The organism is Thalassobaculum sp. OXR-137 (assembly GCF_034377285.1).
In the GTDB taxonomy this organism is placed as follows: Bacteria; Pseudomonadota; Alphaproteobacteria; order Thalassobaculales; family Thalassobaculaceae; genus Thalassobaculum.
The window spans coordinates 1576550-1602034 of record NZ_CP139715.1 but is presented as its reverse complement, the minus strand read 5'-3'; the positions used below and the strand labels follow the sequence as shown (position 1 = coordinate 1602034).

The following is a 25485-nucleotide window of genomic DNA, read 5'->3' as shown; positions in this document are numbered from 1 at the left end:
GCGATCAGACCATGGTTCCCGTCCAGGTGTTGGGGATGGACACCTTGACCTCCGTCCCCTCGCCGAGCGTGCTGGCGATCTCCAGGGTGCCGCCGTGGAGTTCCACCAGCATCTTCACGATGGACAGGCCGAGCCCGACCCCGCCCTCCGCCAGATAGGGGTTGGACGAGGAGGTGGCGAAGGCGTCGGTCAGGCGCGGCAGCCAGTCAGGTGCGATCCCCTCGCCGGTGTCGCGCACATACAGGATGTGGACGTCGGCGACGATGCTGACCTCGATGGTGATCGATCCGCCGCTCTGCGTGTGCTTGATGGCGTTGGACACCAGATTCAACACGATCTGCCGCATCGCCCGCGGATCGGCCTCCAGAGGCGGGGCGTCGTTGTCGCCGATCACCACCAGCTTCAGGCTCTTCTCCCGTGCCGACTGGCTCGCGACCCGCGCGCTTTCCCGGGCGATCGCCTTCAGGTCGACCAGAGACTTGCTGAGAGTGTAACCGCCGGATTCGATGGTGGAGATGTTCAGGATCTCGTTCACCAGGTCGAGCAGGTGCGTGCTGCTGCGATGGATCTCGCCGGCATAGTCGTCGTATTTCGACGAACCCAGCTCGCCGAAATACTTCTTCGTCATCATCTCCGAGAAGCCGATGATCGCATTGAGCGGCGTGCGCAGCTCGTGGCTCATGGAGGCCAGGAAGCGCGACTTGCTGGCATTGGCCGCCTCCGCCTCCGCCTTGGCGGCGGAAAGCCGCTCCAGCACCAGATTGTACTGCCGGGCGATGTCGCCAACCTCGGAATCCGCCTCGACCTCGATGGGCCGCGTGAAATCCCCGGTGCGCCGGTGGCGGTCCATCCGGCGCAGCAGATCGAGCTGGTCGGTGGACTCGCCGTGCTCCGAGACGTTCAGGCCGATGCGCTCCCAGGCCTCCGGCACCCGCAGATGCACCACCTTGTCGGCCAGCCGCAGCAGGACGTAGCCCAGGCCGAAGGCCCAGACGAAGGCGCTGAAGATGCCCAGGCACTGGACGCCGAACTGCTCCAACCGGTCGAGCCCGGTACCGATCAGCGCCAGATCGCCGAAGATCGCCACCCCCAGGGTGCCCCAGATTCCGGAGACGCCGTGCACCGGGAAGGCGTTGACCGCATCGTCGATCCCCATCTTCCGGATCACCTCGCAGGCGAACAGGCAGAAGACCGCCCCGATGGAGCCCAACAGGGCGGCGCTGGCCACACTGACGCAATGGGCCGCCGGGGTGATCGCCACAAGGCCGGCGAGGCAGCCGTTGATCAGGTCCGCCACCTCGACGCGGCCGCCGCGCCAATAGCCCACGATAATGGCGCCGAGCCCGCCCATGGATCCGGCGACCATGGTGTTGAGGACGACCAGCGGCACCCGTTCGTCGGCGGTCAGCAGGCTGCCGCCGTTGAACCCGATCCAGCCGAACCAGATCAGGAACATACCCAGGGTCGCCAGCGGCAGGCTGTGGCTGCGGAAGGCGACCCGGCTGCGTCCCTCGCGGCCGATCCGGGGGCCGATGATGATGACCGCCGCCAGGCTGACCCAGCCGGCCACCGAATGCACCACGGTTCCCCCGGCGAAATCGACGAAGCCGCGTTCGGCGAGCCAGCCCCGGCCGTCGGAAACCGGACCGGCCCAGGCCCAATGGCCGAAGATCGGGTAGATGATCAGCGACACCAGTGCCGCGACCAGCAGATACGCCTTGAACGGCATCCGCTCGGCGACGGCGCCGGAGATGATCGTCGCCGCCGTCCCACAGAACATGAGCTGGAACATGAAGAACGCGACGAGATCGGCGCTCTGGGCGTTGAAGAACAGAAGGCTTCCGCCGAACAGCCCGTAATGGCTGTCGCCGAACATCAGGCCGAAGCCGATCACCAGATAGAAGAACGTGCAGACGATGAAGTCGGCGACGTTCTTGGTGGCGACGTTGATGCTGTTCTTGGACCGGGCCAGACCGCTTTCCAGACAGGCGAAGCCGGGCTGCATGACGAAGACGAGCCCTGCGCAGAACACCAGCCAGATCACGTCTACATTCATCAACCACCCCGCAGAGACTCTGTCTGGCCCGAGCCGCCGCGCGCCCGGTCCGGCCTGCACGCGTGGATTCCGGCGTTTTGCACTGCAACACCCGGCGATGACCTTATTGGTATTCCGGATTAATCGAAATGGTTTTCGGACACCGCGCTTGCGACTCGCCCTCCTGTAGCGGCCGGGATCCGCGCCCGCATCTCGCCCCGCGAGAAGCCGACGAGATTTCAGGTTTTTTTCGGATCGTTATCAGGACCGGTGGCGTCGATACGCGCAGAGTTTCGGCGACCAGAGGCTCGGCGACAGGCAGGGGGCTGGCGACGGACACACAGAGGGGGAAAGCGCGACATGGCTCTGTCAGAATTCTCGGTGACCGGCGGGCTGTCCGCCGCACTTCCCGCCATGATCCAGAACGTCTGCACCGGCCATCACATCGCCCGGAGCGGCGACTGGTCCTATGATAACGGGCTCTGCGCCTATGCCGGCGACGTGATCGGCGGACCGACACGCTGGTTCTTCCTGCAGTACCAGGAGAACTACTTCAAGATCCGGAACCAGAAGTACGACAACTGGGTCATCGCCAATTCCGGCGGCGAGATCCTCGCCCATAACGGCAGCGATTATCCGGACCAGTACTGGAGCATCGAGCGCGCGCCGGGCCGGCCGGGCGCCGTGCGCCTGCTGAACCGGATGTACGGCGTGTACCTCTACGATCCGAATCCTCCCGGCCGGACCGGCGCCCTGGGTGCCGGCCCCGTGAAGGCAGGAGAGGAAGCCAGGTGGGACTGGCGCCTCCTCGGCTAGAGGGCGACTAGACGGCCGGCGGCGCCCGATCCCTAGGCGCCCGCTCCGTCGACCGGGGGAGGGGGCATATCCCCACGCCGTCCCCTCCCCCGTGTTGACCCCGGGATCCGTCGCCCCGACCGAGCCGTTCTGCCGCATTTTCGAGTAGATGAAGATATCGCGACCGAAAGTTTGTCGGCTTGCGGGGGTTTGTGGTTCGGCTGTACCTTTTTTCCGAGTTTTTCCTCGGAAATCGGGTTGCCGCAATGGGTAGACGGTCGTTCTGGATCGCGCTGAGTCTCGCTGTTGCCGCAGTCGGCGCCGGCACCTTCTGGCTGGTGGAGACCGGCCGGATCGATGTCTCACCCGCCCCCGCCGCCAAGGCGCAGACCGTCACCAAGGACCGGGCGACCGCCGTCGAGGCGGCCGAGGTGTCCGTCGACACGGTCGTCGACTCGATCCACGCCGTCGGCACCCTGCGGGCCAACGAAGCGGTCGTCGTCTCGCCCGAGATCGCCGGCCGGATCGCCAGGATCGGCTTCAACGAAGGCGACCGGGTCGAGCAGGGCGACGTCCTGGTCGAGCTGGATTCCGAGATCCTGCGCGCCGAACTGGCCAAGGCGGAGTCCGACATGACCCTGGCGGACGCCAACCGCGAGCGGGCGATGACCCTGGCCAAGCAGGGCACCGGCACCCTGCGGGCCCGCGACGAGGCGGTCGCCGCCTTCCGGGTCGCCCAGGCGGATCGCGAGCTGGCCCGCGCCCGGCTCGGCAAGGCCACGATCGAAGCGCCCTTCTCCGGTATCCTCGGCTTCCGCACGGTCAGCGTCGGCGCCTATGTCACCCCGGGCGACACGCTGGTGGAACTGGCCGATATCGACCCGATCAAGGTCGACTTCCGGGTGCCGGAACTGGTGCTGTCGGAGATCCGCCGGGGCCAGGCGATCCGCGTGCTGGTCGACGCCGTCCCCGGGACCGAGTTCGACGGCACGGTCTACGCCATCGACCCGGTGGTGGACGAGAACGGCCGCGCCATCCGGATGCGCGCGGAGGTCCCCAATCCCGAGGGCATCCTGTTCCCCGGCCTGTTCGCCCGCGTCCAGATCCTGGCCGCCCAGCGCGAAAACGCGGTGCTGGTGCCGGAATCCTCGGTCTTCGCCCGCGGCGGCGGCCAGTATGTCTTTCGCGTGATCGACGGCAAGGCTGCCCTGACCCAGGTCGAGCTCGGCCAGCGCCGGCCCGGAGAGGTGGAGATCACCCAGGGCCTCGCCGCCGGCGACGTGGTGATCACCGCCGGTCACGAGAAGGTCCGCGACAAGGGCGCGGTCGACGTCCTCGGCGGCGGAGCGAGCTGAGATGGGCGCATTCGAGTTCTTCATCCGCCGCCCGGTCTTCGCGACGGTCGTCAGCCTGATCGTCACCCTGGTCGGGCTGGTCTCCTACAATCAGCTCACCGTGCGCGAATATCCCAATATCGACGAACCCGTGGTCTCCGTGCGGACCGACTATCCGGGGGCGAGTGCGCAGATCATCGAGACCCAGGTCTCCCAGGTGCTGGAAGGCTCGATCGCCGGCATCGAGGGCATCGAGATCCTGACCTCGACCAGCAAGCCGGAGCAGAGCCAGATCACCGTGCGCTTCCGCCTCGGCGTCGATCCGGACGTGGCGGCCAGCGACGTGCGCGACCGGGTCTCCCGCGTCCGCGGGCGGCTGCCGGACGAGGTGGAGGAGCCGGTCATCGCCAAGGTCGAGGCCGACGCCCAGGCGATCATCTACCTCGCCTTCACCAGCGACCGGCACTCGCCGATCCAGATCTCCGACTATGCCGACCGCTACGTCCGCGACCGACTGCAGAACCTGCCCGGCGTGGCCGAGGTGCGGATCTTCGGCGAGCGGCGCTATGCCATGCGCATCTGGGTCGACCGCGCCCGTCTGGCGGCCTACCGGCTGACCACCCAGGACATCGAGGACGCCCTGCGCCAGCAGAACGTGGAGGTGCCCGCCGGCCGGATCGAGAGCATCGACCGGGAGTTCACCGTCCTGTCGGAGACCGGCCTGGTCACCCCGGAACAGTTCGAGCGCATCGTCATCAGCGACGTCGAGGGTTTCCCAGTGCGCATGCGCGACGTCGCCCGGGTCGAGCTCGGCCCGCAGGACGAACGGCGGGTGACCCGGTTCAGCGGCGACAACGCGGTCATCCTCGGCATCGTCAAGCAGGCCACGGCCAATCCGCTCGACGTGTCCAATGCCATGTCCGAGGTGATGCCGGAGCTGACGGACAGCCTGCCCCAGGGCATGGCGGTCAAGATCGCCTACGACAAGTCGGTGTTCATCGACCGCTCCATCGAGGCGGTCTACGAGACCATCCTGGAGGCGATCGGCCTCGTGGTGATCGTGATCTTCTTCTTCCTGCGCTCCTTCCGGGCGACGCTGATCCCGCTGGTGACCATCCCGGTCTCGCTGATCGGCGCCTTCACCCTGATGAGCATCCTCGGCTTCTCCATCAACACCCTGACCCTGCTGGCCATGGTGCTGGCCATCGGCCTGGTGGTGGACGACGCCATCGTCGTGCTGGAGAACATCCACCGCCACGTGGAGAACGGGCTGAAGCCGATCCGCGCGGCCATCGTCGGCATCAAGGAGATCGCCGGCGCGGTCGTGGCCATGACCCTAACCCTGGCCGCGGTGTACATTCCGGTGGCCTTCACCCCCGGTCGCACCGGCACGCTGTTCGCCGAATTCGCCCTCACGCTGGCCGGCTCGGTCCTGGTGTCGGGCTTCGTCGCCCTGACGCTGAGCCCGATGATGTGCTCGCGGCTGCTGAAGAACCACGAGAAGCACGGCACGCTCTACAACGTGCTGGAGCGCGGGCTGAACGGCTTGAACAATGGTTACCGCCGCCTGCTGACCCTGAGCCTGAAGGTGCGGCCCCTGGTGATCCTGCTGGCCGTGGGCGTGGCGGGTTGCAGCTACGTGCTGCTGACCGGGCTGAAGTCGGAGCTGGCGCCGATCGAGGATCGCGGCGTGCTGTTCACCGCCGGCAACGCGCCGGAAGGCTCCACCGTCACCTTCACCAGCCGCTACGCCGAGCAGTTCGAGGCGATGCTCAACAAGATTCCGGAGGTCGAGCATTACTTCGTGATCGTCGGCTCCCGCGCCGTCACCGAGCTGATCTCGTTCTCGCAGCTCACCCCCTGGGAGGAGCGCGAGCGCACCCAGATGGAGATCGTGCGCAGCGTGCAGCCGGACCTGCGCCAGATCGCGGGCGTGCGCGCCTTCGCCAACAATCCGGGCTCCTTCGGCCAGAGTGCCCGAAGCAAGCCGATCGAATTCGTGATCCAGACCTCCGACAGCTATGAAAAGCTCGACGAGTATGTCGGCAAGGTCATCGCCGAGGCGGAGAAGTTCCCCGGCCTGATCAACCTGGACAGCGACCTGCGGCTGAACAAGCCGCAGCTCTCGGTCGAGATGGACCGGGAGCGGGTGGCGGATACGGGTGCGGGCGTGCTGACCGTGGGGCGCACCCTGGAGACCCTGCTGGGCGGCCGTCTGGTGACGCGCTTCAACCAGAACGGCGAGCAGTACGACGTCATCGTCCAGATGGCCCCGGACGACCGGCGCACCGTCAGCGACCTGAACGACATCTACGTCCACGGCCGCGGCGGCACCGACATCCAGCTCTCCAACCTGGTGACCGTGCGCGAGACGGTGGCGCCGAAGGAGCTGAACCGCTTCAACCAGTTCCGGTCGGCCACCATCACCGGCAACCTGGCGCCCGGCTACTCGCTCGGCGAAGGCCTCGAGGTGCTGGAGGCGGCGGCGAAGACTGTGCTGCCGACCACCGTGCGCTACGACTTCGCCGGAGAGTCCCGCGAGTTCAAGCAGACCGGCAGCAACCTGGTCTTCGTCTTCATCCTGGCGGTGTGCTTCATCTTCCTGGTGCTGGCCGCCCAGTTCGAGAGCTTCGTCGATCCGATCATCATCATGGTCACCGTGCCGCTGTCGATGACCGGCGCCCTGCTGGCGCTGCAGCTCAGCGGCGGCACCCTGAACATCTACAGCCAGGTCGGGCTGGTCACGCTGATCGGCCTGATCAGCAAGCACGGCATCCTGATCGTGCAGTTCGCCAACCAGCTTCAGGACGAGGGCAAGTCGCTGCAGGAGGCGGTGGTGGAAGCCGCCGTGCTGCGGCTGCGGCCGATCCTGATGACCACCGGCGCCATGGTCTCCGGCGCGGTGCCGCTGGCCCTGGCGCAGGGGGCCGGGGCGGAGAGCCGCCAGGAGATCGGCTGGGTGATCGTCGGCGGCATGAGCCTGGGCACCATCCTGACCCTGTTCGTGGTCCCGGCGGTCTACACCCTGATGTCGCGCCGCCGCGCGGCCCAGCCGGACGAGGCTCCCGCCCAGTCCGACGGCACGGCGCCGGCCCCGGCGGAGTAGCCCCCCAAGGCCGAGGGGCGGGGCGACTTACTACCCAGAATTTCGGAACCTGTCCGCGGGCTCGCGTGTTCCCAGGGGGAGACACCCTGCTTCCCGCACGGAAGGACCGACGATGAGCCCCCCCATCGCCCCCCGCCGACCCGATGTCCCGTTCGCGCCCGACGGCGCCTCCTCCGGCTCCCGGTCGGCCGGCCGAACGGACCGGACCGCCGCCGGTCCCGACCGCACGCGCATCACCCTGACCGTCAACGGGGAGGAGCGCTCCGTCGATCTCGACAACCGCACCACCCTGCTCGACCTGCTGCGCGAAGGTCTGAAACTGACCGGCACCAAGAAGGGCTGCGACCACGGACAGTGCGGCGCCTGCACCGTCTCGGTGAACGGCGAGCGGGTGAATTCCTGCCTCTGCCTCGCGGTGATGCATGACGGCGACACGGTGGAGACCATCGAGGGGATCGGCACCCCCGACCGGCTCGACCCGATGCAGGCCGCCTTCCTGGCCCATGACGCCTTCCAGTGCGGCTACTGCACGCCGGGGCAGATCGCCTCGGCACGCGCGGTGATCGAGGAGGTCCGCGCCGGCATCCCGTCCCATGTCACCGACGACCTGACCGCCACCATCGCGCTGACCGACGCCGAGATCCGCGAGCGGATGTCGGGGAACATCTGCCGCTGCGGCGCCTATTCCAACATCCTCGCCGCCATCACCGAAGCCGCGGAGCAGGCCGCGGACACCGCGCAGAGCACCGCAGAGGAGACGAAGCGATGAGAGTGTTCTCCTACGAGAAGGCGACGGACCCGGCCGCGGCCGCTGCCCGCGCCGCCGAGATCGAGGGTGCGCGGTTCATCGCCGGCGGCACCAACCTGATCGACCTGATGAAGCTGGAGATCGAGCGCCCCGGCCACCTGATCGACGTGACCGGTCTCGGCCTCGACGAGATCACCGAGACCGGGGACGGCGGGCTGCGGATCGGCGCGCTGGTCAGCAACACCGCGCTTGCCGCCGACAGCCGGGTGCGCCGCGACTACGGCGTCCTGACGCGGGCCATCGTCGCCGGCGCCTCGGGCCAGTTGCGCAACAAGGCGACGACCGGCGGCAACCTGCTGCAGCGCACGCGCTGCCCGTATTTCTACGACACCGCCCAGGCCTGCAACAAACGCGCGCCGGGCAGCGGCTGCGCCGCCCTGAGCAAGGGTGCATTCTCGCGCCAGCTCGGCATCGTCGGCATATCCGACTCCTGCATCGCCACCCACCCGTCGGACATGGCGGTCGCCATGCGGATCCTGGACGCGGAGGTGGAGACGGTGAAACCGTCGGGCGCCACCCGGCGGATTCCCATCGCCGATTTCCATCTGCTGCCGGGCGACACCCCGCACCGGGAGACCGCGCTGGAGCCGGGGGAACTGATCACCGCCGTCACCCTGCCGGCCCCGGTCGGCGGCCGCCACGCCTATCACAAGGCCCGCGACCGGGCGTCGTATGCCTTCGCCCTGGTCTCCGTCGCGCTGATCCGCCAGCCGGACGGCAGCGGCCGGGTCGCGCTCGGCGGCGTGGCGCCGAAGCCCTGGCGGTCGGCCGAGGCCGATGCGGAACTGCCGAACGGCGCCCGCGCGGTGATGGCCAAGCTGCTCGAGGGAGCGCGCCCGACCGACGCCAACGCCTTCAAGATCACGCTCGCGGAGCGAACGCTGGCCGCCCTGCTGGCCGACTCGCCTGTGGCCGAGGAGTAATCCCATGGACTTCACACATCCCGCCGAAGACAACCGGTTCGACCATGCCAACGTGGTCGGCCGACCGATGGAGCGCCGGGACGGCCCGCTGAAGGTCACCGGGACGGCCCCCTACGCCTATGAGCGGCACGACGTCGCCGCCGGACAGCTCCACGGCTATCCGCTGGGTGCCGGCATCGCCAAGGGCCGGATCACCGCCATGGACGCCGAGGCCGCCCGCGCGGCGCCGGGCGTGCGCGCCGTGATCACGACCCTCGACATCGACCCGCTGCCGATCTCCGACGACAACACCGCCCGCCTGTTCGGCGGCGACGCGGTCGAGCACTACCACCAGGCCATCGCCGTGGTGGTCGCCGATACGTTCGAGGAGGCGCGCGCCGCCGCCCACCTGATCGAGGTCAGCTACGCCCCGGATGCGGTGGAAGCGGATCTGGATGCCGCGTTCGAGCGGCTGCAGGGCACAGGCGAGCCGTCGACCGAAATCGGCGACGTGGCGGCCGCCTTCGCCGACGCCGAGGTCACCCTGGACGCCACCTACCGCACCCCATCCCAGAGCCATGCGATGATGGAGCCGCACGCCTCCATCGTCGACTGGTCCGATGGCGGCGACATGACGGTATGGACGTCGAACCAGATGATCGACTGGGCCTGCAGCGCACTGGCCGACACGTTCGAGCTGGACAAGGAGCGCATCCGGGTGGACAGCCCATTCATCGGCGGCGGCTTCGGCGGCAAGCTGTTCCTGCGCGCCGACACGGTGCTGGCGGCCCTCGGATCCCGCGCCGTCGGGGCGCCGGTCAAGCTCGCCCTGCCCCGGCCGATGATTATGAACAACACCACCCACCGCTCGGCCACGATCCAGCGGATCCGCTTGGCCGCCGGACGCGACGGCAGACTGACCGCCATCGAGCACGAGGCGGCGTCCCATGCCCTGCCGGACGGCAAGGGCGAGAGTTCCACGGCTCAGACCCCGTTCTTCTATGCGGGGCCGAACCGCCGGGTGACGGAGCATCTGGCGAAGATGCACCTGCCCGAGGCCAACGCCATGCGCGCGCCGGGCGAGGCGTCGGGCCTGATGGCGCTGGAGATCGCCATGGACGAGATGGCGGAGAAGCTGGGCATGGACCCGGTGCGGTTCCGCATCGTGAACGACACCAAGGTCAACCCGAGCGACCCGGACATGCCGTTCTCCGACCGGAACTTCGTGGAATGCCTGGAGCGCGGCGCCGCCGAGTTCGGATGGGACGAGCGGAACACCGCGCCCGGCGCCACCCGCGACGGCGACTGGCTGGTCGGCCACGGCATGGCCGGCGCCTATCGCGGCGCGCCGACCCTGGATTCCGGGGCACGGGTGCGGCTGGAGAAGGGCAAGCTGGTCGTGGAGACCGACATGACCGATATCGGCACCGGCTCCTACACGATCCTCGCCCAGACCGCGGCGGAGGCCATGGGCCTGGAGATCGACGACGTGGAAGTCCGGCTCGGCGACAGCGCCTTCCCGGTCTCTTCCGGCTCCGGCGGCCAGTTCGGCGCGGTCAGCGCCACGTCGGGCGTCTATGCCGCCTGTCTCGCCCTGCAGGACCGCATCGCCCGCAAGCTCGGCGTGAACGCGGCCGAGTTCCGCGAGGGCAAGGTGATCGCCGGCGACACCGAAACCGCCCTGGCCGATCTCGACACCGTGGAAGCCGAGGACAAGATGTCCTTCGGCGACTTCAAGTCCGACTACAAGGTGGCGACCTTCGGCGCCCATTTCGCCGAGGTCGGCGTGCATCGCGGCACCGGCGAGATCCGGGTGCGGCGCATGCTGGCGGTCTGCGACAGCGGCCGGATCCTGAACCCGCTCACCGCGCGCAGCCAGGTGATCGGCGGCATGACCATGGCCGCCGGCGCCGCCCTGTCGGAGGAACTCGCGACCGATACCGGCCGGGCCTTTTTCGCGAACCACGACCTGGCCGGCTACGAGGTGCCGGTCCATGCCGATATCGGCCGCCAGGAGGTGATCTTCCTCGACACTCTGGACGCCGTCGCCAGCCCGCTGAAGGCCAAGGGCGTGGGCGAGCTCGGCATCTGCGGCGCCGCGGCGGCCATCGCCAACGCGGCCTACAACGCCAGCGGCGTGCGGGTGCGGGACTATCCGCTCACCCTGGACAAGATGATCGCCGGCCTGCCGGCTCTCTGAACGGAGAGCGGCCGCCTGCGACCGCCCGAGGCCCGAATACCGAGCCTTTTTCGGGCCATGGCGTTCACTGTCCATTGACCGCGCATTGATGCTCTTTCTACATAAGCGCGCGGGCCGGTTATCGAACCGGGACCCGAGGGTGCCGCCCTAAGGCACCGAAATAAAAGCGCGGCGCCGCCGCCGAGGGAGAGATACATGATGAGAAGTCTGCTTGGGGCGGGCGCCGCCCTGCTTATGCTGGGCACGGCCGCATCGGCCCAGACCTTTCCGGAGCGCGAACTGCTGGGCGTGGTCATGTGGGGCGCCGGCGGGGCGACCGACACGGTCGCGCGGGCGGTCAATCCGGCCGCCGAGGAGGCGCTGGGCAAGCCGATCGTGGTGCTGAACAAGTCCGGCGGCGCCGGTGCGATCTCCACCGCCTATGTGAACGCGGCCCCGGCCGACGGCTATACCTTCCTGTACGGGGCCGAGAATCCGCAGCTCCATCCGGTGATGGACGTCTCGCCGCTGGACTACTCGCACTTCTATCCGATCAACATCCTGGGCCGCGGCGTCGCGGTCATCGTGGTGCCGGCCGAGTCCAAGTACCAGACGATGCAGGACCTGCTGGCCGACATCAAAGCCAATCCGGGTGCGGTGAAGATGGGCTCGACCGGGCCTGGCGGCCTGCCGAGCACGGTCGGGGCGATCGTCAAGAACGCCGCCGATTTCGACGTCACCGCCATCCCGTTCGACGGCGAGGGTCCGGGCCTGACCGCCATGCTGGGCGGTGAAGTCGACTTCATGCCGTCGGGCATTTCCGCCGCCGCCGAGCAGGTGAAGGCCGGCAAGATGCGCGCCCTGGCCGTGGTCAACACCAGCTCGGTGGACGCCATGCCGAATGTGCCGCCGATCACCGACGCCCTGCCGGACATGGCGAAGTTCCTGCCCTGGGGGCCGTTCTATGGCGTCTTCGTCAAGAAGGACACGCCGGACGACGTGAAGGCCAAGCTGGAAGCCGCCTTCCACACCGCCGCCAAGAGCGAGAACTTCAAGACCCTGATGGCGAACAAGGGCAACGTCATCATGGACATCTCCGGCGAGGAGGCGATCGCCTTCCTGAAGAAGTGGCAGCAGGTCACCGCCTGGGTGCTGCAGGACACCGGAGCGGCCAAGGTCAGCCCCGAGAAGCTCGGCATCGCCCGCCCGTAACACGCGCCGCCGCCGGCCCGTGCGATCCGCGGGCCGGCGGCCCTTCGCCGAGACGGGAGATGCCCCTTGGACACCACGCCCGTGCGCAGGCCCGGCGAGCTCGTGTTCGCCGTTACCGTCCTGCTGTTCAGCCTGGCGGCCTTATGGCAGGCCTATGAGATCTCCGGCTTCACCGGGCTGACCACGCCGGGCGTGTTTCCGATGCTGGCCACGGGGACCATGGTCCTGGCCTCGCTCTTCGTCTTGGCCGATACCGCGCGCCGACCCGCCGAGGCGGAGGGTGCGGCCGTCGCGAAACGGTTCGTCGCCGAGATCCTGCCGGTCCGCCACATGGTGCTTATCGGCCTGGTCCTAGCCTACCTGCTGCTGCTGCCGTCCCTCGGCTTCATCGCCAGCTCGGCGCTGTTCCTGCTCGCGGCGTTCCAGTACCTGTGGCGCCGCCACGTGCTGATCACCCTGCTGCTCTCGGCGGGCGCCCTGGCGGCGGTCTATGTGATCTTCCGGATCGTGTTCCAGGTTGTCCTGCCCGAAGGCAGCCTGATGCGGGGGCTGTTCTGACATGGTCGAGGCGTTTGCAAACTTCTCCACCGTCTGGCTCGATCCGTGGCTGCTGTTCCTGACCGCGGCCGGGACCCTTGCCGGGATCTATGTCGGCGCCATCCCCGGCCTGTCGGTCACCATGGCGACCTCGATCCTGATCTCCTTCACCTTTAAATGGCCGGTCAACGACGCGCTCGCCCTGATCGCCGGGATCTTCATCGGCGGCGTCTATGGCGGGTCGCGTACCGCCATCCTGCTGAACATCCCCGGCGCGCCGAGCGCCATCGCCACCGCCCTGGACGGCTATCCCCTGGCGAAGCGCGGCGAGGCGGGAGAGGCGATCGGCCTGACCACCGTCATGTCGGTGTTCGGCGGCTTCGTCGGCATTCTGGCCCTGGCGATCTTCGCACCGGTGATCTCCGATTTCGCGCTGCTGTTCCAGTCCCGCGACTACCTGCTTCTGGGCATGATCGGCATTCTGCTGGTCGGCACCCTGTCGGGCGAGAGCTTCGCCAAGGGCGCCTTCGCCGGGGCGCTGGGCGTGCTGATCGGCATGGTCGGGCTCGATCCGATGACGGCGGAGGGCCGCTTCACCTTCGGCACGATCACCCTGATGGGCGGCATTCCCTATGTGGCGGCGATGATCGGCTTCTTCGGCGTGGCCGAAGCGCTGGTGCAGCTTCATACCCTGGGCATGCCGGCGATCCGCCAGAAGATCGACCGGATCGTCCCGCGCCTCTCCGACGTGCGGCGCTATTTCGGGCTGGCCATGCGGGCGTCCGGCATCGGCACCATCATCGGCGCGCTGCCCGGAACCGGCGGGGACATCGCCGCCCTGCTGGCCTACGACCACGCAAAGCGCTCGACCAAGAACCCGGAGCGCCCGTTCGGCGAGGGTGCGAAGGAGGGACTGGTGGCGCCGGAAGCGGCGAACAACGCGGCCGTCGGTGGCGCCTTCATCCCGATGCTGACGCTCGGCATTCCCGGCGATGCGGTGACCGCGGTGATCATCGGCGCGCTGTTCATCCACGGGCTGAAGCCCGGCCCGCTGCTGCTGGTCGAAACCCCGCACCTGTTCTGGTTCACCGTGGGCAGCCTGACCCTGGCGAACGTCTTCCTGCTGATCTTCGGGCTGACCGGCATCCGGGTCTTCACCAAGATCGTCGAGTGCCCCAAGGCGGTACTGATCCCGCTGATCATCGTGCTGTCGGCGGTCGGCACCTACGCGATCCAGAACAACCCGGTCGATATCTACTGGATGCTGCTGTTCGGCGTGGTCGGCTATTTCATGAAAACCTACGGCTTCCAGGTCGGGCCGGTGATCCTCGGGGTGATCCTGGGGCCGATGATGGACGCGAACTACCGACGGGCGATGATCGGCGCGCGCCAGGATGTGGGCACGTTCCTGTGGGATTTCGTCTCCCACCCGATCTCGCTGATCCTGACCATCGGCTTCCTGACCATGCTGCTGTCGCAGACGCCGCTATGGACCTGGGCGCGGGCCCGGATCGGTCTGCGCCGCTAGCCGGCCCTCTACGCGAAGCGGGACGGCGACAGGGCGGCGACGATCTCCGGCTTCAGGCTTGTCGGCCCGCCCAGGATCATCTCCGCGGTCAGGGTGGAGAGGGCGGGGGCGGTCTGAACGCCGTAGCCGCCCTGGCCGGCCAGCCAGAAGAACCCGTCGGCGCCCGGGTCCATGCCGACCACCGGGGTGCGATCCGGGGCGAAGGTCCGCAGGCCCGCCCAGCTCGTCTCGACCCGCGACACGGTGTAGTCGACCGCCCGCTCGAACCGGTCCAGACCCTCCGCGAGCACCATGTCGTCGGCCCAGGCGTCATGGGGTTCGACCGGATCCTCGTCGGCCGGGCTGACCAGCAGCTTGCCGGCCTCCGGCTTGGCGTACCAGGCCTCGGTCGCCGGCGCGAAGAGCGGCCAGCGAGAGATGTCGTGCGCCTCCGGCGCCGGCAGGATCGCCGCCGTGCGGCGCAGCGGCGACAGGGCGATGTCGGTGGCGCCGGCCATCCGGCCCACGCCACCCGCCCAGGCGCCGGCGGCGTTGATGACGATGGCGGCGGAATAGGTTTCTCGGTCGGAGGTGATCTTCCAATGGCCGGACTCGCGGCGGATGTCGCGCACCGTCACATCGGTCTCCACCACCCCGCCCCGCCGGCGCAGCAGCCTTGCATAGCCCGACAGCATCCGGTCGACGTCGATGTCCTGGGCGTCCCATTCGATCGCCGCCTTCACGATCGCCTCGGCCCGCAGGATCGGGACCAGTTCCCGGGCCTGGGCGCCGGTCAGGATCTCCATGCCGGTCGCGCCGTCGACATAGGCCTCCAGATCCGGCAGTTCGTCCTCGCCCGCCACCAGCATCTCGCCGCGCGGGCTGAGCAGGCTGTCGTCGCTGACCTCCTGCGGAGCTTCCAGGAACGGTGCGGAGGCCAGGTTCAGCGCCCGCAGGGTGGCGTTGCCGTAGTTGCGGATCAGGATCGCGGCAGAGCGGCCGGTGGCGTGGTAACCGATCCGGGACTCCCCCTCCAGAACCAGGACGGAAAGGTCGCGGGCCAGGCAGGCACCGGCGGTGATGCCGGCGATTCCTCCGCCAATGACGATGACATCGGCCTTGGTCATGATGCGGTCCAATTCGGGTCGGGGTTGTGATCAGCCCGGCAGGGCGGCGCAGTCCTTGGGCCGGAAGGCGATCGTGACGGTGCTGCCTTCGGCGAAGGGGCGCTCGTTGATCATGTTGATCGCCTGGAACGACCGGTCGCCGGCGCGCACGAAATAACGCACGGTCTGACCCTGGTAATCGACGGTCTCCACCGTCGCCTGGGTGGCGATCATCCCTGACGTATCTGCGCGGGGATCCATCAGGGTCAGCTTCTCGGCCCGGATCACCAGCTTGGCGGGCCCGTCGGACACGCCGGCCGCCTTGTCCTGCGGCACTGGCACCGTGCCGAACAGCGGCACCTCCAGGCTGGCCGTATCGCCGCCGCGCGACCGGCACACCCCGTCCAGGATGTTGGAGGCGCCCAGGAAGTTGGCGACGAACTCGCTGCGCGGCCGGTTGTAGACCTCCTCCGGCGTGCCGACCTGCTCGATCCGGCCGCCGCTCATCACCACGATGCGGTCGGACATGGCCAAGGCCTCCGACTGGTCGTGAGTGACGAAGACGGTGGTCACGCCGATCTGGTGCTGGATGCGCTTCAACTCGACCCGCATGTCCTCGCGCAGGTTAGCGTCCAGCGCCGAGAGCGGCTCGTCGAGGAGCAGGACGTCCGGCTCGATGACGATGGCGCGGGCCAGCGCAATGCGCTGCTGCTGGCCGCCGGAGAGTTCCTTGGGATAGCGGCCGCCCACATGGGGGAGCTGCACCAGATTGAGGGCCTGTTCCACCCGGCGGGCGATCTCGTCCTTGGAGACCTTGCGGTATTTCAGGCCGAAGGCGACGTTGTCGGCCACCGTCTTGTGCGGGAACAGGGCGTAGTTCTGGAACACGATGCCCAGATTGCGCTTGTGGATCGGGACGTCGTTGACCCGCCTGCCGCCGATCAGGATCTCGCCCTCGCTCGGGTCGAGCAGGCCGGCGATCATCCGCAGGGTCGTCGTCTTGCCGCAGCCGGACGGGCCCAGCAGGGTGACGAAATCCCCTTCCGCGATCTCCAGATCCGACGGATGGACGGCGGTGAAGCTGCCGAACCGCTTGACGATGTTCTTCAGGACTACCGAGCTCACCTGGACACTCCCGTCCGTTCCCTGGCTGCGTGAGGGCCCCCTCCCGGCGGCTGCCGGAAGGGGGCTGACGTCTTAGTAGCCCTTCTGGACCCGGCCGAAGGTCTTCGACCAGTCGGCCTCGTGGCTGTTCCAGTACTGCGGATCGGCGAAGGTCAGGCCGGCCAGCTTGCCGGTCGGATCGAAGGCCGGCAGGGTCGGGATCTTCTTGCCGAGATCGACCTTCTGCGGGTCCAGCGCCGGCGGGTAGTTCTGCCCTTCCGCCACGGCGATGGAGGTCTCCGGCGCCAGCATGAAGTTCAGCAGCTCCTCGCAGGGCTCCATCGGCGAGCCCTTGATGACGAACAGGCATTCCTGCCAGCCGTAGCCGTTCGGCGGATCCATGTAGCCGATGTCGTGGCCCTGCTCCTGCAGCGCATAGATCCGGCCGGACCAGCCCTCGGTGACGTAGATCTCCTCCTCGGCCAGCAGGCTCATCAGCTCGGCCCCCGAACCCCAGTACTTCAGGGACAGATCGCGGTGCTTGCGGATGGCGTCCCACACCGCGTCCATGTCGGTCGCGTTGTTCGGATCCTGGCCGGTCTGCAGGGCGCCGAACCAGATCCGGGTGCGCCAGTCGCCCCAGCCGGAGATCTTGTCCTTCAGCTTCTCGTCGATGAGGATCTTGGCACCCTTCTCCTTCATCTCGTCGTCGGAGATGTGCTTGCGGTCATAGGCGATGCCGGTGGTGCCGTAGTCGTAGGGTACGCAGGACAGCTTGCCGTCTGTGACCGCGCGGAACACGTCTACCAGCTTGGGGATGACGTATTTCAGGTTCGGGATGTTGGCCTCGTTCAGCTCCGAGGACAGGCCGAGATTGTGGTAGCGGGCATAGTCGAACACGCCGGACAGGTGGGCGATGTTGTACTCGCCGGACTGGCTGGCCTTGACCCGCGACAGGTACTCGTCGCCGCCGCCGAAGGTGCCGTCGACCACCTCGATGCCGGTCTGCTTGGTGTACGGATCGAAGGCGTATTTGCGGAACGCCTCGGAGACCACGCCGCCCCAGCCGTCGAACCGGACCTGGCTGACATTGGCGGCCAGGGCATGACGGGCGAAGGGCGTCTGCACGCCGTAGGCCAGGCCGGCGGCACCGATCAGGCCGAGGAAGCCGCGGCGGTCGAGGTCGCCGTTCATATAGCGTTCGCGCAGCCGCTCCAGGCGGGTGGTGGCGTCCATCTTATCGGTCATGAAGCTCTCCTGTGGGTTCTTATGAGATCGGAAATCGGCATCAGCCCCCGCTGCGTTGGGCGAGGCGGCGGGCCACCGCCACTCCCAGCAGCGGCAGGCCGACGGTCATCACGATCATCACCGTGCCGAGCGCGTTGATCTCCGGAGAGATCGAGTTCCGCAGCATGGCGAAGATCTGGGTGGGGATGGTCTCGACCCCACCGGGCTTCCAGAACAGGGTGCCGGTGATGTCGTCGAAGCTGATGGTGAAGGCGAACAAAGCGCCCGCCAGCACCGCCGGCAGCATCAGCGGCAGGGTGATCTGGAAGAAGGTCTGGACCGGGTTGGCTCCCAGGCTCAGGGCGGCTTCCTCCACCTCGCGCTTGATGCCGACCAGGCGGGCCTGCACCACGAGGATGACGAAGGGCAGGGTGAAGATCACATGCCCGAACAGCAGCAGGGCGAAGCTCTTGTGGATGCCCAGGAAATTGAGGAACAGCAGCAGCGCCACCGCCAGCACCACCTCGGGCACCAGGATCGGCGCGATCAGCAGGGTCGAGATCGCGTTCGCCCCGGGCACCCGGTAGCGGACCAGGGCGAGGCTGGCGAGCACGCCCAGCGTGGTGGAGATGATCGAGGTCAGCAGGCCGAGGACGATCGACGTCTCGAAGGCCCGCAGGATCGCCTCGTTCTCCCACAGCTCGACGAACCAGCGGAAAGACAGGCCGGTCATCGGGAAGCTGCCGAACTGGCTGTCGTTGAAGCTGAGCAGCACCACGACCGCCACCGGCAGGAACATGAAGACATAGACCAGCAGCGCCCAGCCGCGGATCAGGTGCCAGCCCAGGCCGCTCGTGCTCCGCATCACCCGAGCCCCTTCATGAGCTGGGCCATGCCCAGGTAGCGGTTGTAGATCGCCACCAGCAGGCCGAGCACGGCCAGCAGCATGAGGCTCAGCGCCGAGCCGAGCGGCCAGTTGAGCTGGGTGATGATCGCCTCGAACACCAGATTGGCGAACATGGCGTCGCTCGGCCCGCCCAGGACCAGCGGCGTGATGTAGGTGCCGGCCCCCAGCACGAAGCACAGCAGCCCGCCGGCGGCGAGACCGGGCAGGGACAGCGGCAGGGTGACCTGCAGGAACGCCTCCCACCGGTTGGCGCCCAGCGAGGTCGCCGCCTCCTCCAGCGTCCGGTCGATGCCGTCGAGGCTGACATAGACGTTGAGGATCATGAACGGCAGCAGGAAGTGGACGAGGCCGAGGATCACCGTCGGCTCGTTGTAGAGCATCTGGATCGGCTCGGAGATCAGCCCGGTCCACATCAGGAAGGTGTTCAGCGCGCCGGACACCCCGAGGATGTTGATCCAGCTCATCGTGCGGATGATGTAGCTGATCCAGAATGGCAGCATGAGCAGCAGCAGCAGGATCGCCTTGTTGCCGCGGGCCCGGGCTATGAAATACGCCGACGGATAGCCCATCAGCGCGCAGACCACCGTGGTGATCGCGGCGATGCGCAGGGTGGAGATCAGGATGTCGCGGTAGAACCGGTCGGTCAGCGCTTCCTGCCAGTTGTCGAGGAAGAAGCCGACCTGATCGGCGCCGGAGGCGGTGCGCAGCCAGAAGCTGTAGACCACGATGAAGAGCAGCGGCACGAACAGCAGCAGCCCGACCGCCGTCAGGGCCGGCGACAGGAGAATCCAGGGCTGGCGGGCTTCGCGCGCTTCAACCGACATTCATCAGCCTTCATTGCTGTGATCGCCGAAAGCTTGCGAAGTCCTTAACCATAGTTCAAATAGATATGATGTATTCTGAATATCGATGAAAGCTATGACCTCATCCGACCCGTATCTCGACCCCGACCGGATCGCCCGCGAGCTGGACTGGAATCTGCTGCGTACTTTCGTGGTTCTGGCCGAGAGCCGGTCGGTGACCGACGCGGCGCAGCGGCTCAGCCTGAAACAGCCCTCGGTCTCCACCGCCTTGAAGAAGCTGGAGGATCGGCTCGGCCGCCGGCTGATCGACCGGTCGCCCGGGCACTACGCCCTGACCGACGCCGGCGAGTTGCTGTATCAGGCGGCGCTCGAGATCAACGGCTCGGTCCTGCGGCTCTCCACTCTGATGCGGGAGGTGACCGACGAGATCCGCGGCCATGTGACGATCGCGGTGGCGAGCCATGTGGTCTGCCCGCTGTTCGACCGGGTGCTGGCACAGTTCCATCGGGCCAACCCGGGGGTCAGCCTCTCCCTGGACGTGCTGTCCAGCGCCGACGCGGTGGCCGAGGTGATGGCCAAGCGCGCCTCCTTCGCGATCTGTCTGGTGCGCGAGCCGAACCCGCAGCTCGAATACGAACAGCTGTACCGCGAGTTCTTCGGCCTGTTCTGCGGGCCGCATCACAGCCTGTTCGGCCGCACCGACCTGACCCTGGCCGACCTGGCCGGGCACAATTCCGTCAGCTTCGAGACCGACCGGCTGCACGACGCCCTGAAGCCGGTGACGCTCATGCGCGCCCAGGCCGAGCTCGGCCAGAGGATCACCGGCATGTCGAGCAACCTGGAGGAGGTCACGCGGATGATCTACACCGGCATCGGCATCGGCCCGCTGCCGGTGCATGTGGCCGCACGCGACGTGGCCGACGGGCGGCTGTGGCAGGTGCCGCCCTACGAGTCCCTGGCGGCGATCGATGTCTATCTGGTCTGGAACCCGAAGACGGCGAAGAACCGGGCGGAGGAAATGCTGCTGGCGGCCCTGCGCGACGCCATCGCCACCACGCCGGTCGAGGATCGCACCTACCGGTAGGGTCTACGCCGCCAGCGCCGCGTCGAGGATGCCCCGGGCCATGGCCTTGGCGGTCTGCGCGGCGTCGGGCATGCCCCGGACCTGGGCGGTGACGATGGCCCCCTCCTTGAGCAGGGCGAGCTGTTCCGCCAGGCCCTGGGGGTCGGAGGCCCCGGCCTCGGCACAGACCTTCGCCAGGTAATCGACGATCAGCCGCTTGTGCTCGCTGCACGACCGGTGGGCCGGGTGGTCGGCATCGCCGAACTCGCCGGCGGCGTTGATGAAGACGCAGCCGGAAAACCCCATCCCCTTGAAGGCGCGCCCCTCGAACCAGTCTTCCAGCGCGTCGAACATGGCGAGCAGCCGTTCGCGCGGATCGGCCGACGCCCGCTCCATCTCGCCCATCAGCCAGTTGCGGAACTGCTCATCGCGCCGGTGCAGCGCCGCCAGGATCAGCTCGTCCTTCGAGCGGAAGTGCTTGTACAGGGTCATCTTCGCCACCCCGGCCTCGGCCAGGACCTTGTCGATCCCGGTGGCGTGGAAGCCCTGGGCATAGAACAGGCGCAGGGCGGTATCGACGAGTTCGTCGCGGCGGGACTTCACGGCACAGGCTCCTTTTCTTAAGCGTCCGCAAGGGGAGCAGACAGGTCTGTATATAATTCACATCGGCGTGAGTGAAAGGGGTTTCCAGAGAATCTGCGAAAATTCTGGAAAAACCGGCCTTGATAATAGACAGACCTGTCTGTATATTATCGATCACCGAAACGGCGCATCGGCGCCCATCAAGGAGATCCGACATGACCCGCGTTCCGCTTCCCGCCTCGATCGAAGACGCCCCGGCCGCCTCCCAGCCGCTGCTGGAAGGGGTGAAGAAAATGCTCGGCAGCGTTCCGAACCTGTTCCGCCTGACCGCCAACAGCCCAGCCGCGCTGGAGGGCTATCTCGGTCTGAACGGCGCCCTGGCCAAGGGGGCCCTGAAGCCGCAGACCCGGGAGCGGATCGCCCTGGCGGTGGCCCAGATCAACGGCTGCGACTACTGCCTGTCGGCCCACACCTATCTGGGCAAGAACCTGGCCAAGCTGGACGACGCGGAGATCGCCGCGAACCGGGCCGGCGGCTCCAACGATCCGAAGGCCGACGCCGCCGTCCGCTTCGCGGTGAAGCTGGTGCAGCAGCGCGGCAAGGTCAGCGAGGCCGACGTCTCGGCGGTCCGGATGGCAGGCTATGGCGATGCCGAGATCGTGGAGATCGTGGCCCATGTCGCGCTGAACACGCTGACCAACTACGTCAACGAGGCGTTCGGCACCCCGATCGATTTCCCCGCGGTGAGCGCCAGCGCCGCCTGACCCTTCGACGTGCCGCGGGCCGCCCCCCTCGCGCCCGCGGCACGCCGCTCAGCATGAAGAGACAAGGAGACAGGCGATGAGCCGTCCACCCCTCCCGCCCTTCGACGCGGAGAGCGCCGCGCTCAAGGTGCGCAAGGCCGAAGATGCCTGGAACGGGCGGTCGCCCGAACAGGTGTCGCTGGCCTATACGCCCGACAGCCAGTGGCGGAACCGCGCGGAGATCTTTTCCGGGCGCGACCGGATCGTCGCGTTTCTGACCCGCAAATGGGCGCGCGAACACGACTACCGGCTGATCAAGGAACTCTGGGCCTTCACCGATAACCGCATCGCCGTCCGCTTCGCCTACGAGTACCGGGACGACGCCGGGTCCTGGTTCCGGGCCTATGGCAACGAGAACTGGGAGTTCGCGCCCGACGGCCTGATGCAGCGTCGGATCGCCTCGATCAACGATCTGGCGATCACGGCGGACCAACGGCTGTTCCACTGGCCCCAGGGCCCGCGCCCGCAGGATCATGCCGGCCTGTCGGACCTCGGCCTGTAGCGGCCCGATCGCGCTGACCGAGCCTGAAAGGGTATTTTCGCATCCCGCGCGGTCGCGGCCTGCGCGGCAAGCATGGCAAGTTCGGTCCTGGATCTATTCTGCCGCCGGCCCGGCATCCCCACATACGGCGGACCACCAGTGGCGGCTCGTCTGGCGGTCCTTGTCCTGAGCCGTTGAAAGCTCTCCCATGTCTTCCGTCTGGGTCGATTTGCTCGTCGGCACCCTCCTGTTGGGCGCCGGGATTGTCCTGCTCGTGCTGACGCACCGGTTCGTTGCCAAGGCGCCGGCCTCTTCCGACGACTATTTCGTGCCGGCGATGGCCGGCACCCTGATCACCAGCCTCCTGGCCTGTGGCGCCGCCTTCGTGATCGAGGCTGCGCTCATCGGGCACATGGGTCGCGAGATCGCCATCGCCGTGCCGGTCGGTCTTGCGCTCCTGGTTCTGGCCCGGCTTGTCCGGCGGATATCGGGAACCAACAGGCGGCCGGTCCCGCCGGCCCAGGCCCTGGGCGCGTAGACCCTACGCCCGGTGTCCGGCACGATACCCGGGTCCCATCCCGCCCACACGCCGAAGAGCCGTGGAATCGGGTCGATCCGCGACGGGCGCAATTCTCCCTTGCGCCCGCCTCCGGATATGCTCAGATTTTCGGTATGATTGTCGGACAAAAAAATGCCACCGGATCAGGGGCGGAGACGTGGCCGTTCGCGCCCGACCCCCTGGCCGCTTTCCTGGCGCAGGCGGGCCGGAGGCTGGACCTGGATGTCCCGGCCGAGCGTTTCTCGGGCGGGCTGGCGAACCTGAACTACCGCATCTCGGTGGACGGGCAACCAGCCGTGCTGCGCCGCGCACCGTCGGGCCCGCTGCCGCCAGGCGCCCATGACATGGCCCGCGAGCATCGGGTGCTGTCGGCCCTGTCCCCGGCGTTCCCGCTGGCGCCGAACAGCCTGGCGCTGTGCGAGGACCCCGAAGTGCTGGGCGCGCCGTTCCAGATCCTGGAATACCGCCACGGCCGCACGGTGCGGGGCGACGACCTGAGCGTCCTTGCCGCCGGCGAGGATCTGCCGGGCGCTCTCTGCGACCTGCTGGCCCGGCCGCTGGCCGATCTGCACGCCGTCGATCCGGATGACTGCGGCCTCGGCGATCTCGGCCGACCGGAGGGGTTCGTGGCCCGCAACGCCGCGCGCTGGTCGGCCAGGGGTGCCGAACTCGCCGAGGGACGGCCGGAAGCCGCCCTCGCCGCCGAGATCGGCGCCTGGCTGGACAAACGGCTCGCCCATTGGGACCGCGCCGAGGTCTCGCTGCTGCATTGCGACTTCAAGCTCGACAACATGATCCTCGCACCCGACCGCCTGGAACCGGTGGGGATCGTCGACTGGGACATGGCGACACGCGGCGAACCGCTGTTCGACCTCGCCACCCTGCTCAGCTACTGGTCGGAGCCGGGCGACCCGGACTGCCTGCGCGACCTCGGCCAGATGCCGACCGCGCTGCCCGGCTTCCCCTCGCGCCGGGACATGGCGGAGGCGTATGCCAAGGCCAGCGGCCGCAGCCTGGACGGGCTGGCCGACCTCTACGTGCTCTGCCTGTTCAAGCTGTCGGCGATCTTCCTGCAGCTTCACGCCCGCTGGAAATCGGGCGCGATCGGGGACGACCGCTATGCCCGGTTCGAGCGGCTGGGCTTCGATCTGATGACGCACACGTGGGATGTCGCGCGCGGCGCGGCGGACTGACACGGCCGGCAAGGCCGACGACTGAGGGATGGAAACCGATGGACTTCTCGACACCCGACCACATCCAGGACCTGGTGAAACGCACCCGGACCTTCATCGCCGATGAGATCATCCCCTACGAACAGGACCCGCGCTGGGGCGAGCATGGGCCGAGCGAGGACCTGCGCGCCGAGATGAACGCCAAGGCCAAGGCGGCCGGCATCTTCGCGCCGCATGCGCCGAAGGAGTTCGGCGGCCTCGGCCTGTCGCATCTGGAGCGATCCTGGGTGTTCGAGGAGGCGGGGTATTCCCTGCTCGGCCCGTCGGCCATGCATTGCGGCGCCCCGGACGAGGGCAACATCCACCTGCTCAACGAGGTCGCCAGCCCCGAGCAGCGCGAGAAGTACCTGAAGCCGCTCGCCCAGGGCGCCCGCTCCTGCTTCGCCATGACCGAGCCGGACGGCGCCGGTGCCGATCCGACCATGCTGGCCGCGACCGCCCGGGCCGACGGCAACGGCTATGTGATCAACGGCAGGAAGTGGTTCATCACGGGTGCGAAGGACAGCACCTTCGTCATCATCATGGCGAAGATCGAGGGCGGTCCCCATGACGGCGAGGCCACCATGTTCCTCGCCCCGATGGACGATCCGGCGATCGTGCTGGAGAGCCAGATGGACACGCTCGACACCAGCTTCGCCGGCGGCCACTGGAACATGCGGTTCGACGACCTGCGGGTCGATGCCGACGCCGTGCTCGGCGCGCCGGGGGCCGGCTTCCGCTACGCCCAGGTCCGGCTGGCCCCGGCCCGGCTGACTCACTGCATGCGGTGGCTGGGATCGGCCCGCCGCGCCCATGACACCGCCTGCGACTACGCCAATACCCGCATGGCCTTCGGCCAGATCCTCGGCAAGCACGAGGGCGTGGGCTTTATGCTGGCCGACAACGAGATGGACATGCGCACCGCCCGCCTCTCCCTGCAGCAGGCCTCCTGGCTGCTCGACCAGGGCGACCGGGCGGCGGAGGAAAGCTCCATGGCCAAGGTCCAGTGCTCGGAGGCGATCTGGCGGATCGTCGACAACTCGGTCCAGGTGCTCGGCGGGGCCGGCACCAGCGCCCATCTGCCGGTGGAGCGGATCTTCCGCGAGGTCCGCGGCTTCCGGATCTATGACGGCCCGTCCGAGGTGCACCGCTGGTCCCTGGCCCGCAAGGCGCTGAAGCGGGCGGCGGCGCGTCACGCATGACCTAAGACAACCCGGCCAAGAA

At 67.9% G+C, this 25485-nt stretch carries 22 protein-coding genes; 15 read left to right on the top strand and 7 right to left on the bottom strand.

The features are described from left to right. Positions 1-4: 4 nt before the first annotated feature. On the bottom strand, positions 5-2056 hold the full coding sequence (gene amt, locus T8K17_RS07495) for an ammonium transporter (protein WP_322333874.1): 2052 nt from the start codon (positions 2054-2056) through the stop codon (positions 5-7). A gap of 339 nt (positions 2057-2395) precedes the next feature. Here amt and T8K17_RS07490 point away from each other — a divergent pair, with 339 nt between their 5' ends. The 9 genes from T8K17_RS07490 (at position 2396) to T8K17_RS07450 (ending at position 14436) form a co-directional block, all read left to right on the top strand. Then, on the top strand, positions 2396-2851 hold the full coding sequence (locus T8K17_RS07490; protein WP_322333873.1) for a hypothetical protein: 456 nt from the start codon (positions 2396-2398) through the stop codon (positions 2849-2851). Positions 2852-3096: 245 nt separating this feature from the next. Further along, positions 3097-4185 (top strand): efflux RND transporter periplasmic adaptor subunit, encoded by a 1089-nt coding sequence (locus T8K17_RS07485; protein WP_322333872.1) that lies wholly within the window; start codon positions 3097-3099, stop codon positions 4183-4185. A 1-nt stretch (position 4186) separates the two neighbouring features. Beyond that, entirely contained in the window at positions 4187-7270 is a 3084-nt protein-coding gene (locus tag T8K17_RS07480; RefSeq protein ID WP_322333871.1) for an efflux RND transporter permease subunit, read from the top strand. 112 nt (positions 7271-7382) lie between these two features. Beyond that, positions 7383-8039, top strand: coding sequence for a 2Fe-2S iron-sulfur cluster-binding protein (locus tag T8K17_RS07475; protein ID WP_322333870.1), 657 nt, complete (start codon positions 7383-7385; stop codon positions 8037-8039). Further along, a complete protein-coding gene (locus T8K17_RS07470) occupies positions 8036-9001 on the top strand; it encodes a xanthine dehydrogenase family protein subunit M (protein WP_322333869.1) in 966 nt (321 codons plus the stop codon). Before T8K17_RS07475 ends, T8K17_RS07470 begins: the two co-directional genes overlap by 4 nt. A 4-nt stretch (positions 9002-9005) precedes the next feature. Further along, positions 9006-11180 carry an aldehyde oxidoreductase molybdenum-binding subunit PaoC gene (paoC, locus tag T8K17_RS07465; RefSeq protein ID WP_322333868.1) on the top strand — a complete coding sequence of 725 codons (2175 nt, stop codon included), beginning with the start codon at positions 9006-9008 and terminating at the stop codon, positions 11178-11180. Between the two features lie 198 nt (positions 11181-11378). Then, a complete protein-coding gene (locus T8K17_RS07460; protein ID WP_322333867.1) occupies positions 11379-12371 on the top strand; it encodes a tripartite tricarboxylate transporter substrate binding protein in 993 nt (330 codons plus the stop codon). A 66-nt stretch (positions 12372-12437) separates the two neighbouring features. Next, the gene (locus T8K17_RS07455; RefSeq protein WP_322333866.1) at positions 12438-12929 is read left to right on the top strand and encodes a tripartite tricarboxylate transporter TctB family protein; all 492 of its coding nucleotides are present in this window, start codon (positions 12438-12440) and stop codon (positions 12927-12929) included. A 1-nt stretch (position 12930) separates the two neighbouring features. Continuing rightward, entirely contained in the window at positions 12931-14436 is a 1506-nt protein-coding gene (locus T8K17_RS07450; protein WP_322333865.1) for a tripartite tricarboxylate transporter permease, read from the top strand. Positions 14437-14444: 8 nt separating this feature from the next. On the opposite strand, the gene T8K17_RS07445 is transcribed toward T8K17_RS07450, so the two are convergent. The 5 genes from T8K17_RS07445 to T8K17_RS07425 form a co-directional block, all read right to left on the bottom strand. Continuing rightward, a complete protein-coding gene (locus T8K17_RS07445) occupies positions 14445-15542 on the bottom strand; it encodes an FAD-binding oxidoreductase (protein WP_322333864.1) in 1098 nt (365 codons plus the stop codon). Between the two features lie 30 nt (positions 15543-15572). Next, positions 15573-16646 carry an ABC transporter ATP-binding protein gene (locus T8K17_RS07440; protein WP_322333863.1) on the bottom strand — a complete coding sequence of 358 codons (1074 nt, stop codon included), beginning with the start codon at positions 16644-16646 and terminating at the stop codon, positions 15573-15575. A gap of 72 nt (positions 16647-16718) precedes the next feature. Further along, entirely contained in the window at positions 16719-17873 is a 1155-nt protein-coding gene (locus T8K17_RS07435; RefSeq protein WP_322333862.1) for an extracellular solute-binding protein, read from the bottom strand. 40 nt (positions 17874-17913) lie between these two features. Beyond that, a complete protein-coding gene (locus T8K17_RS07430; protein ID WP_322333861.1) occupies positions 17914-18717 on the bottom strand; it encodes an ABC transporter permease in 804 nt (267 codons plus the stop codon). Beyond that, positions 18717-19583 carry an ABC transporter permease gene (locus tag T8K17_RS07425; protein WP_322333860.1) on the bottom strand — a complete coding sequence of 289 codons (867 nt, stop codon included), beginning with the start codon at positions 19581-19583 and terminating at the stop codon, positions 18717-18719. The genes T8K17_RS07430 and T8K17_RS07425 overlap by 1 nt, the downstream gene beginning before the upstream one ends. A gap of 94 nt (positions 19584-19677) precedes the next feature. On the opposite strand from T8K17_RS07425, the gene T8K17_RS07420 reads away from it, so the two are divergent. After that, positions 19678-20646: a LysR family transcriptional regulator gene (locus T8K17_RS07420; RefSeq protein WP_322333859.1), complete on the top strand. Its 969-nt coding sequence runs from the start codon at positions 19678-19680 to the stop codon at positions 20644-20646. 3 nt (positions 20647-20649) lie between these two features. On the opposite strand, the gene T8K17_RS07415 is transcribed toward T8K17_RS07420, so the two are convergent. Further along, the gene (locus T8K17_RS07415) at positions 20650-21228 is read right to left on the bottom strand and encodes a TetR/AcrR family transcriptional regulator (protein WP_322333858.1); all 579 of its coding nucleotides are present in this window, start codon (positions 21226-21228) and stop codon (positions 20650-20652) included. A 194-nt stretch (positions 21229-21422) separates the two neighbouring features. On the opposite strand from T8K17_RS07415, the gene T8K17_RS07410 reads away from it, so the two are divergent. The 5 genes from T8K17_RS07410 (at position 21423) to T8K17_RS07390 (ending at position 25463) form a co-directional block, all read left to right on the top strand. Continuing rightward, a complete protein-coding gene (locus tag T8K17_RS07410) occupies positions 21423-21971 on the top strand; it encodes a carboxymuconolactone decarboxylase family protein (protein ID WP_322333857.1) in 549 nt (182 codons plus the stop codon). Between the two features lie 76 nt (positions 21972-22047). Continuing rightward, positions 22048-22512 (top strand): nuclear transport factor 2 family protein, encoded by a 465-nt coding sequence (locus tag T8K17_RS07405; RefSeq protein WP_322333856.1) that lies wholly within the window; start codon positions 22048-22050, stop codon positions 22510-22512. Between the two features lie 187 nt (positions 22513-22699). After that, positions 22700-23029 carry a hypothetical protein gene (locus T8K17_RS07400; RefSeq protein ID WP_322333855.1) on the top strand — a complete coding sequence of 110 codons (330 nt, stop codon included), beginning with the start codon at positions 22700-22702 and terminating at the stop codon, positions 23027-23029. Between the two features lie 134 nt (positions 23030-23163). Next, complete coding sequence (locus T8K17_RS07395) at positions 23164-24243, top strand: phosphotransferase family protein (protein WP_322333854.1); 1080 nt, start codon at positions 23164-23166, stop codon at positions 24241-24243. A gap of 38 nt (positions 24244-24281) precedes the next feature. Further along, complete coding sequence (locus tag T8K17_RS07390; protein WP_322333853.1) at positions 24282-25463, top strand: acyl-CoA dehydrogenase family protein; 1182 nt, start codon at positions 24282-24284, stop codon at positions 25461-25463. The last annotated feature ends 22 nt before the right edge of the window (positions 25464-25485 follow it).

Bases quoted from the DNA above. Each gene is read 5' to 3' on its own strand.
- T8K17_RS07420 (WP_322333859.1), top strand. From the start codon at position 19,678: ATGACCTCATCCGACCCGTATCTCGACCCCGACCGGATCGCCCGCGAG.
- T8K17_RS07485 (WP_322333872.1), top strand. From the start codon at position 3,097: ATGGGTAGACGGTCGTTCTGGATCGCGCTGAGTCTCGCTGTTGCCGCA.
- T8K17_RS07475 (WP_322333870.1), top strand. From the start codon at position 7,383: ATGAGCCCCCCCATCGCCCCCCGCCGACCCGATGTCCCGTTCGCGCCC.
- T8K17_RS07410 (WP_322333857.1), top strand. From the start codon at position 21,423: ATGACCCGCGTTCCGCTTCCCGCCTCGATCGAAGACGCCCCGGCCGCC.
- T8K17_RS07405 (WP_322333856.1), top strand. From the start codon at position 22,048: ATGAGCCGTCCACCCCTCCCGCCCTTCGACGCGGAGAGCGCCGCGCTC.
- T8K17_RS07490 (WP_322333873.1), top strand. From the start codon at position 2,396: ATGGCTCTGTCAGAATTCTCGGTGACCGGCGGGCTGTCCGCCGCACTT.
- T8K17_RS07425 (WP_322333860.1), bottom strand. From the start codon at position 19,583: ATGTCGGTTGAAGCGCGCGAAGCCCGCCAGCCCTGGATTCTCCTGTCG.
- T8K17_RS07390 (WP_322333853.1), top strand. From the start codon at position 24,282: ATGGACTTCTCGACACCCGACCACATCCAGGACCTGGTGAAACGCACC.
- T8K17_RS07435 (WP_322333862.1), bottom strand. From the start codon at position 17,873: ATGACCGATAAGATGGACGCCACCACCCGCCTGGAGCGGCTGCGCGAA.
- T8K17_RS07400 (WP_322333855.1), top strand. From the start codon at position 22,700: ATGTCTTCCGTCTGGGTCGATTTGCTCGTCGGCACCCTCCTGTTGGGC.
- T8K17_RS07450 (WP_322333865.1), top strand. From the start codon at position 12,931: ATGGTCGAGGCGTTTGCAAACTTCTCCACCGTCTGGCTCGATCCGTGG.
- T8K17_RS07430 (WP_322333861.1), bottom strand. From the start codon at position 18,717: ATGCGGAGCACGAGCGGCCTGGGCTGGCACCTGATCCGCGGCTGGGCG.
- T8K17_RS07460 (WP_322333867.1), top strand. From the start codon at position 11,379: ATGAGAAGTCTGCTTGGGGCGGGCGCCGCCCTGCTTATGCTGGGCACG.
- T8K17_RS07480 (WP_322333871.1), top strand. From the start codon at position 4,187: ATGGGCGCATTCGAGTTCTTCATCCGCCGCCCGGTCTTCGCGACGGTC.
- T8K17_RS07395 (WP_322333854.1), top strand. From the start codon at position 23,164: ATGATTGTCGGACAAAAAAATGCCACCGGATCAGGGGCGGAGACGTGG.
- T8K17_RS07470 (WP_322333869.1), top strand. From the start codon at position 8,036: ATGAGAGTGTTCTCCTACGAGAAGGCGACGGACCCGGCCGCGGCCGCT.
- amt (WP_322333874.1), bottom strand. From the start codon at position 2,056: ATGAATGTAGACGTGATCTGGCTGGTGTTCTGCGCAGGGCTCGTCTTC.
- paoC (WP_322333868.1), top strand. From the start codon at position 9,006: ATGGACTTCACACATCCCGCCGAAGACAACCGGTTCGACCATGCCAAC.
- T8K17_RS07445 (WP_322333864.1), bottom strand. From the start codon at position 15,542: ATGACCAAGGCCGATGTCATCGTCATTGGCGGAGGAATCGCCGGCATC.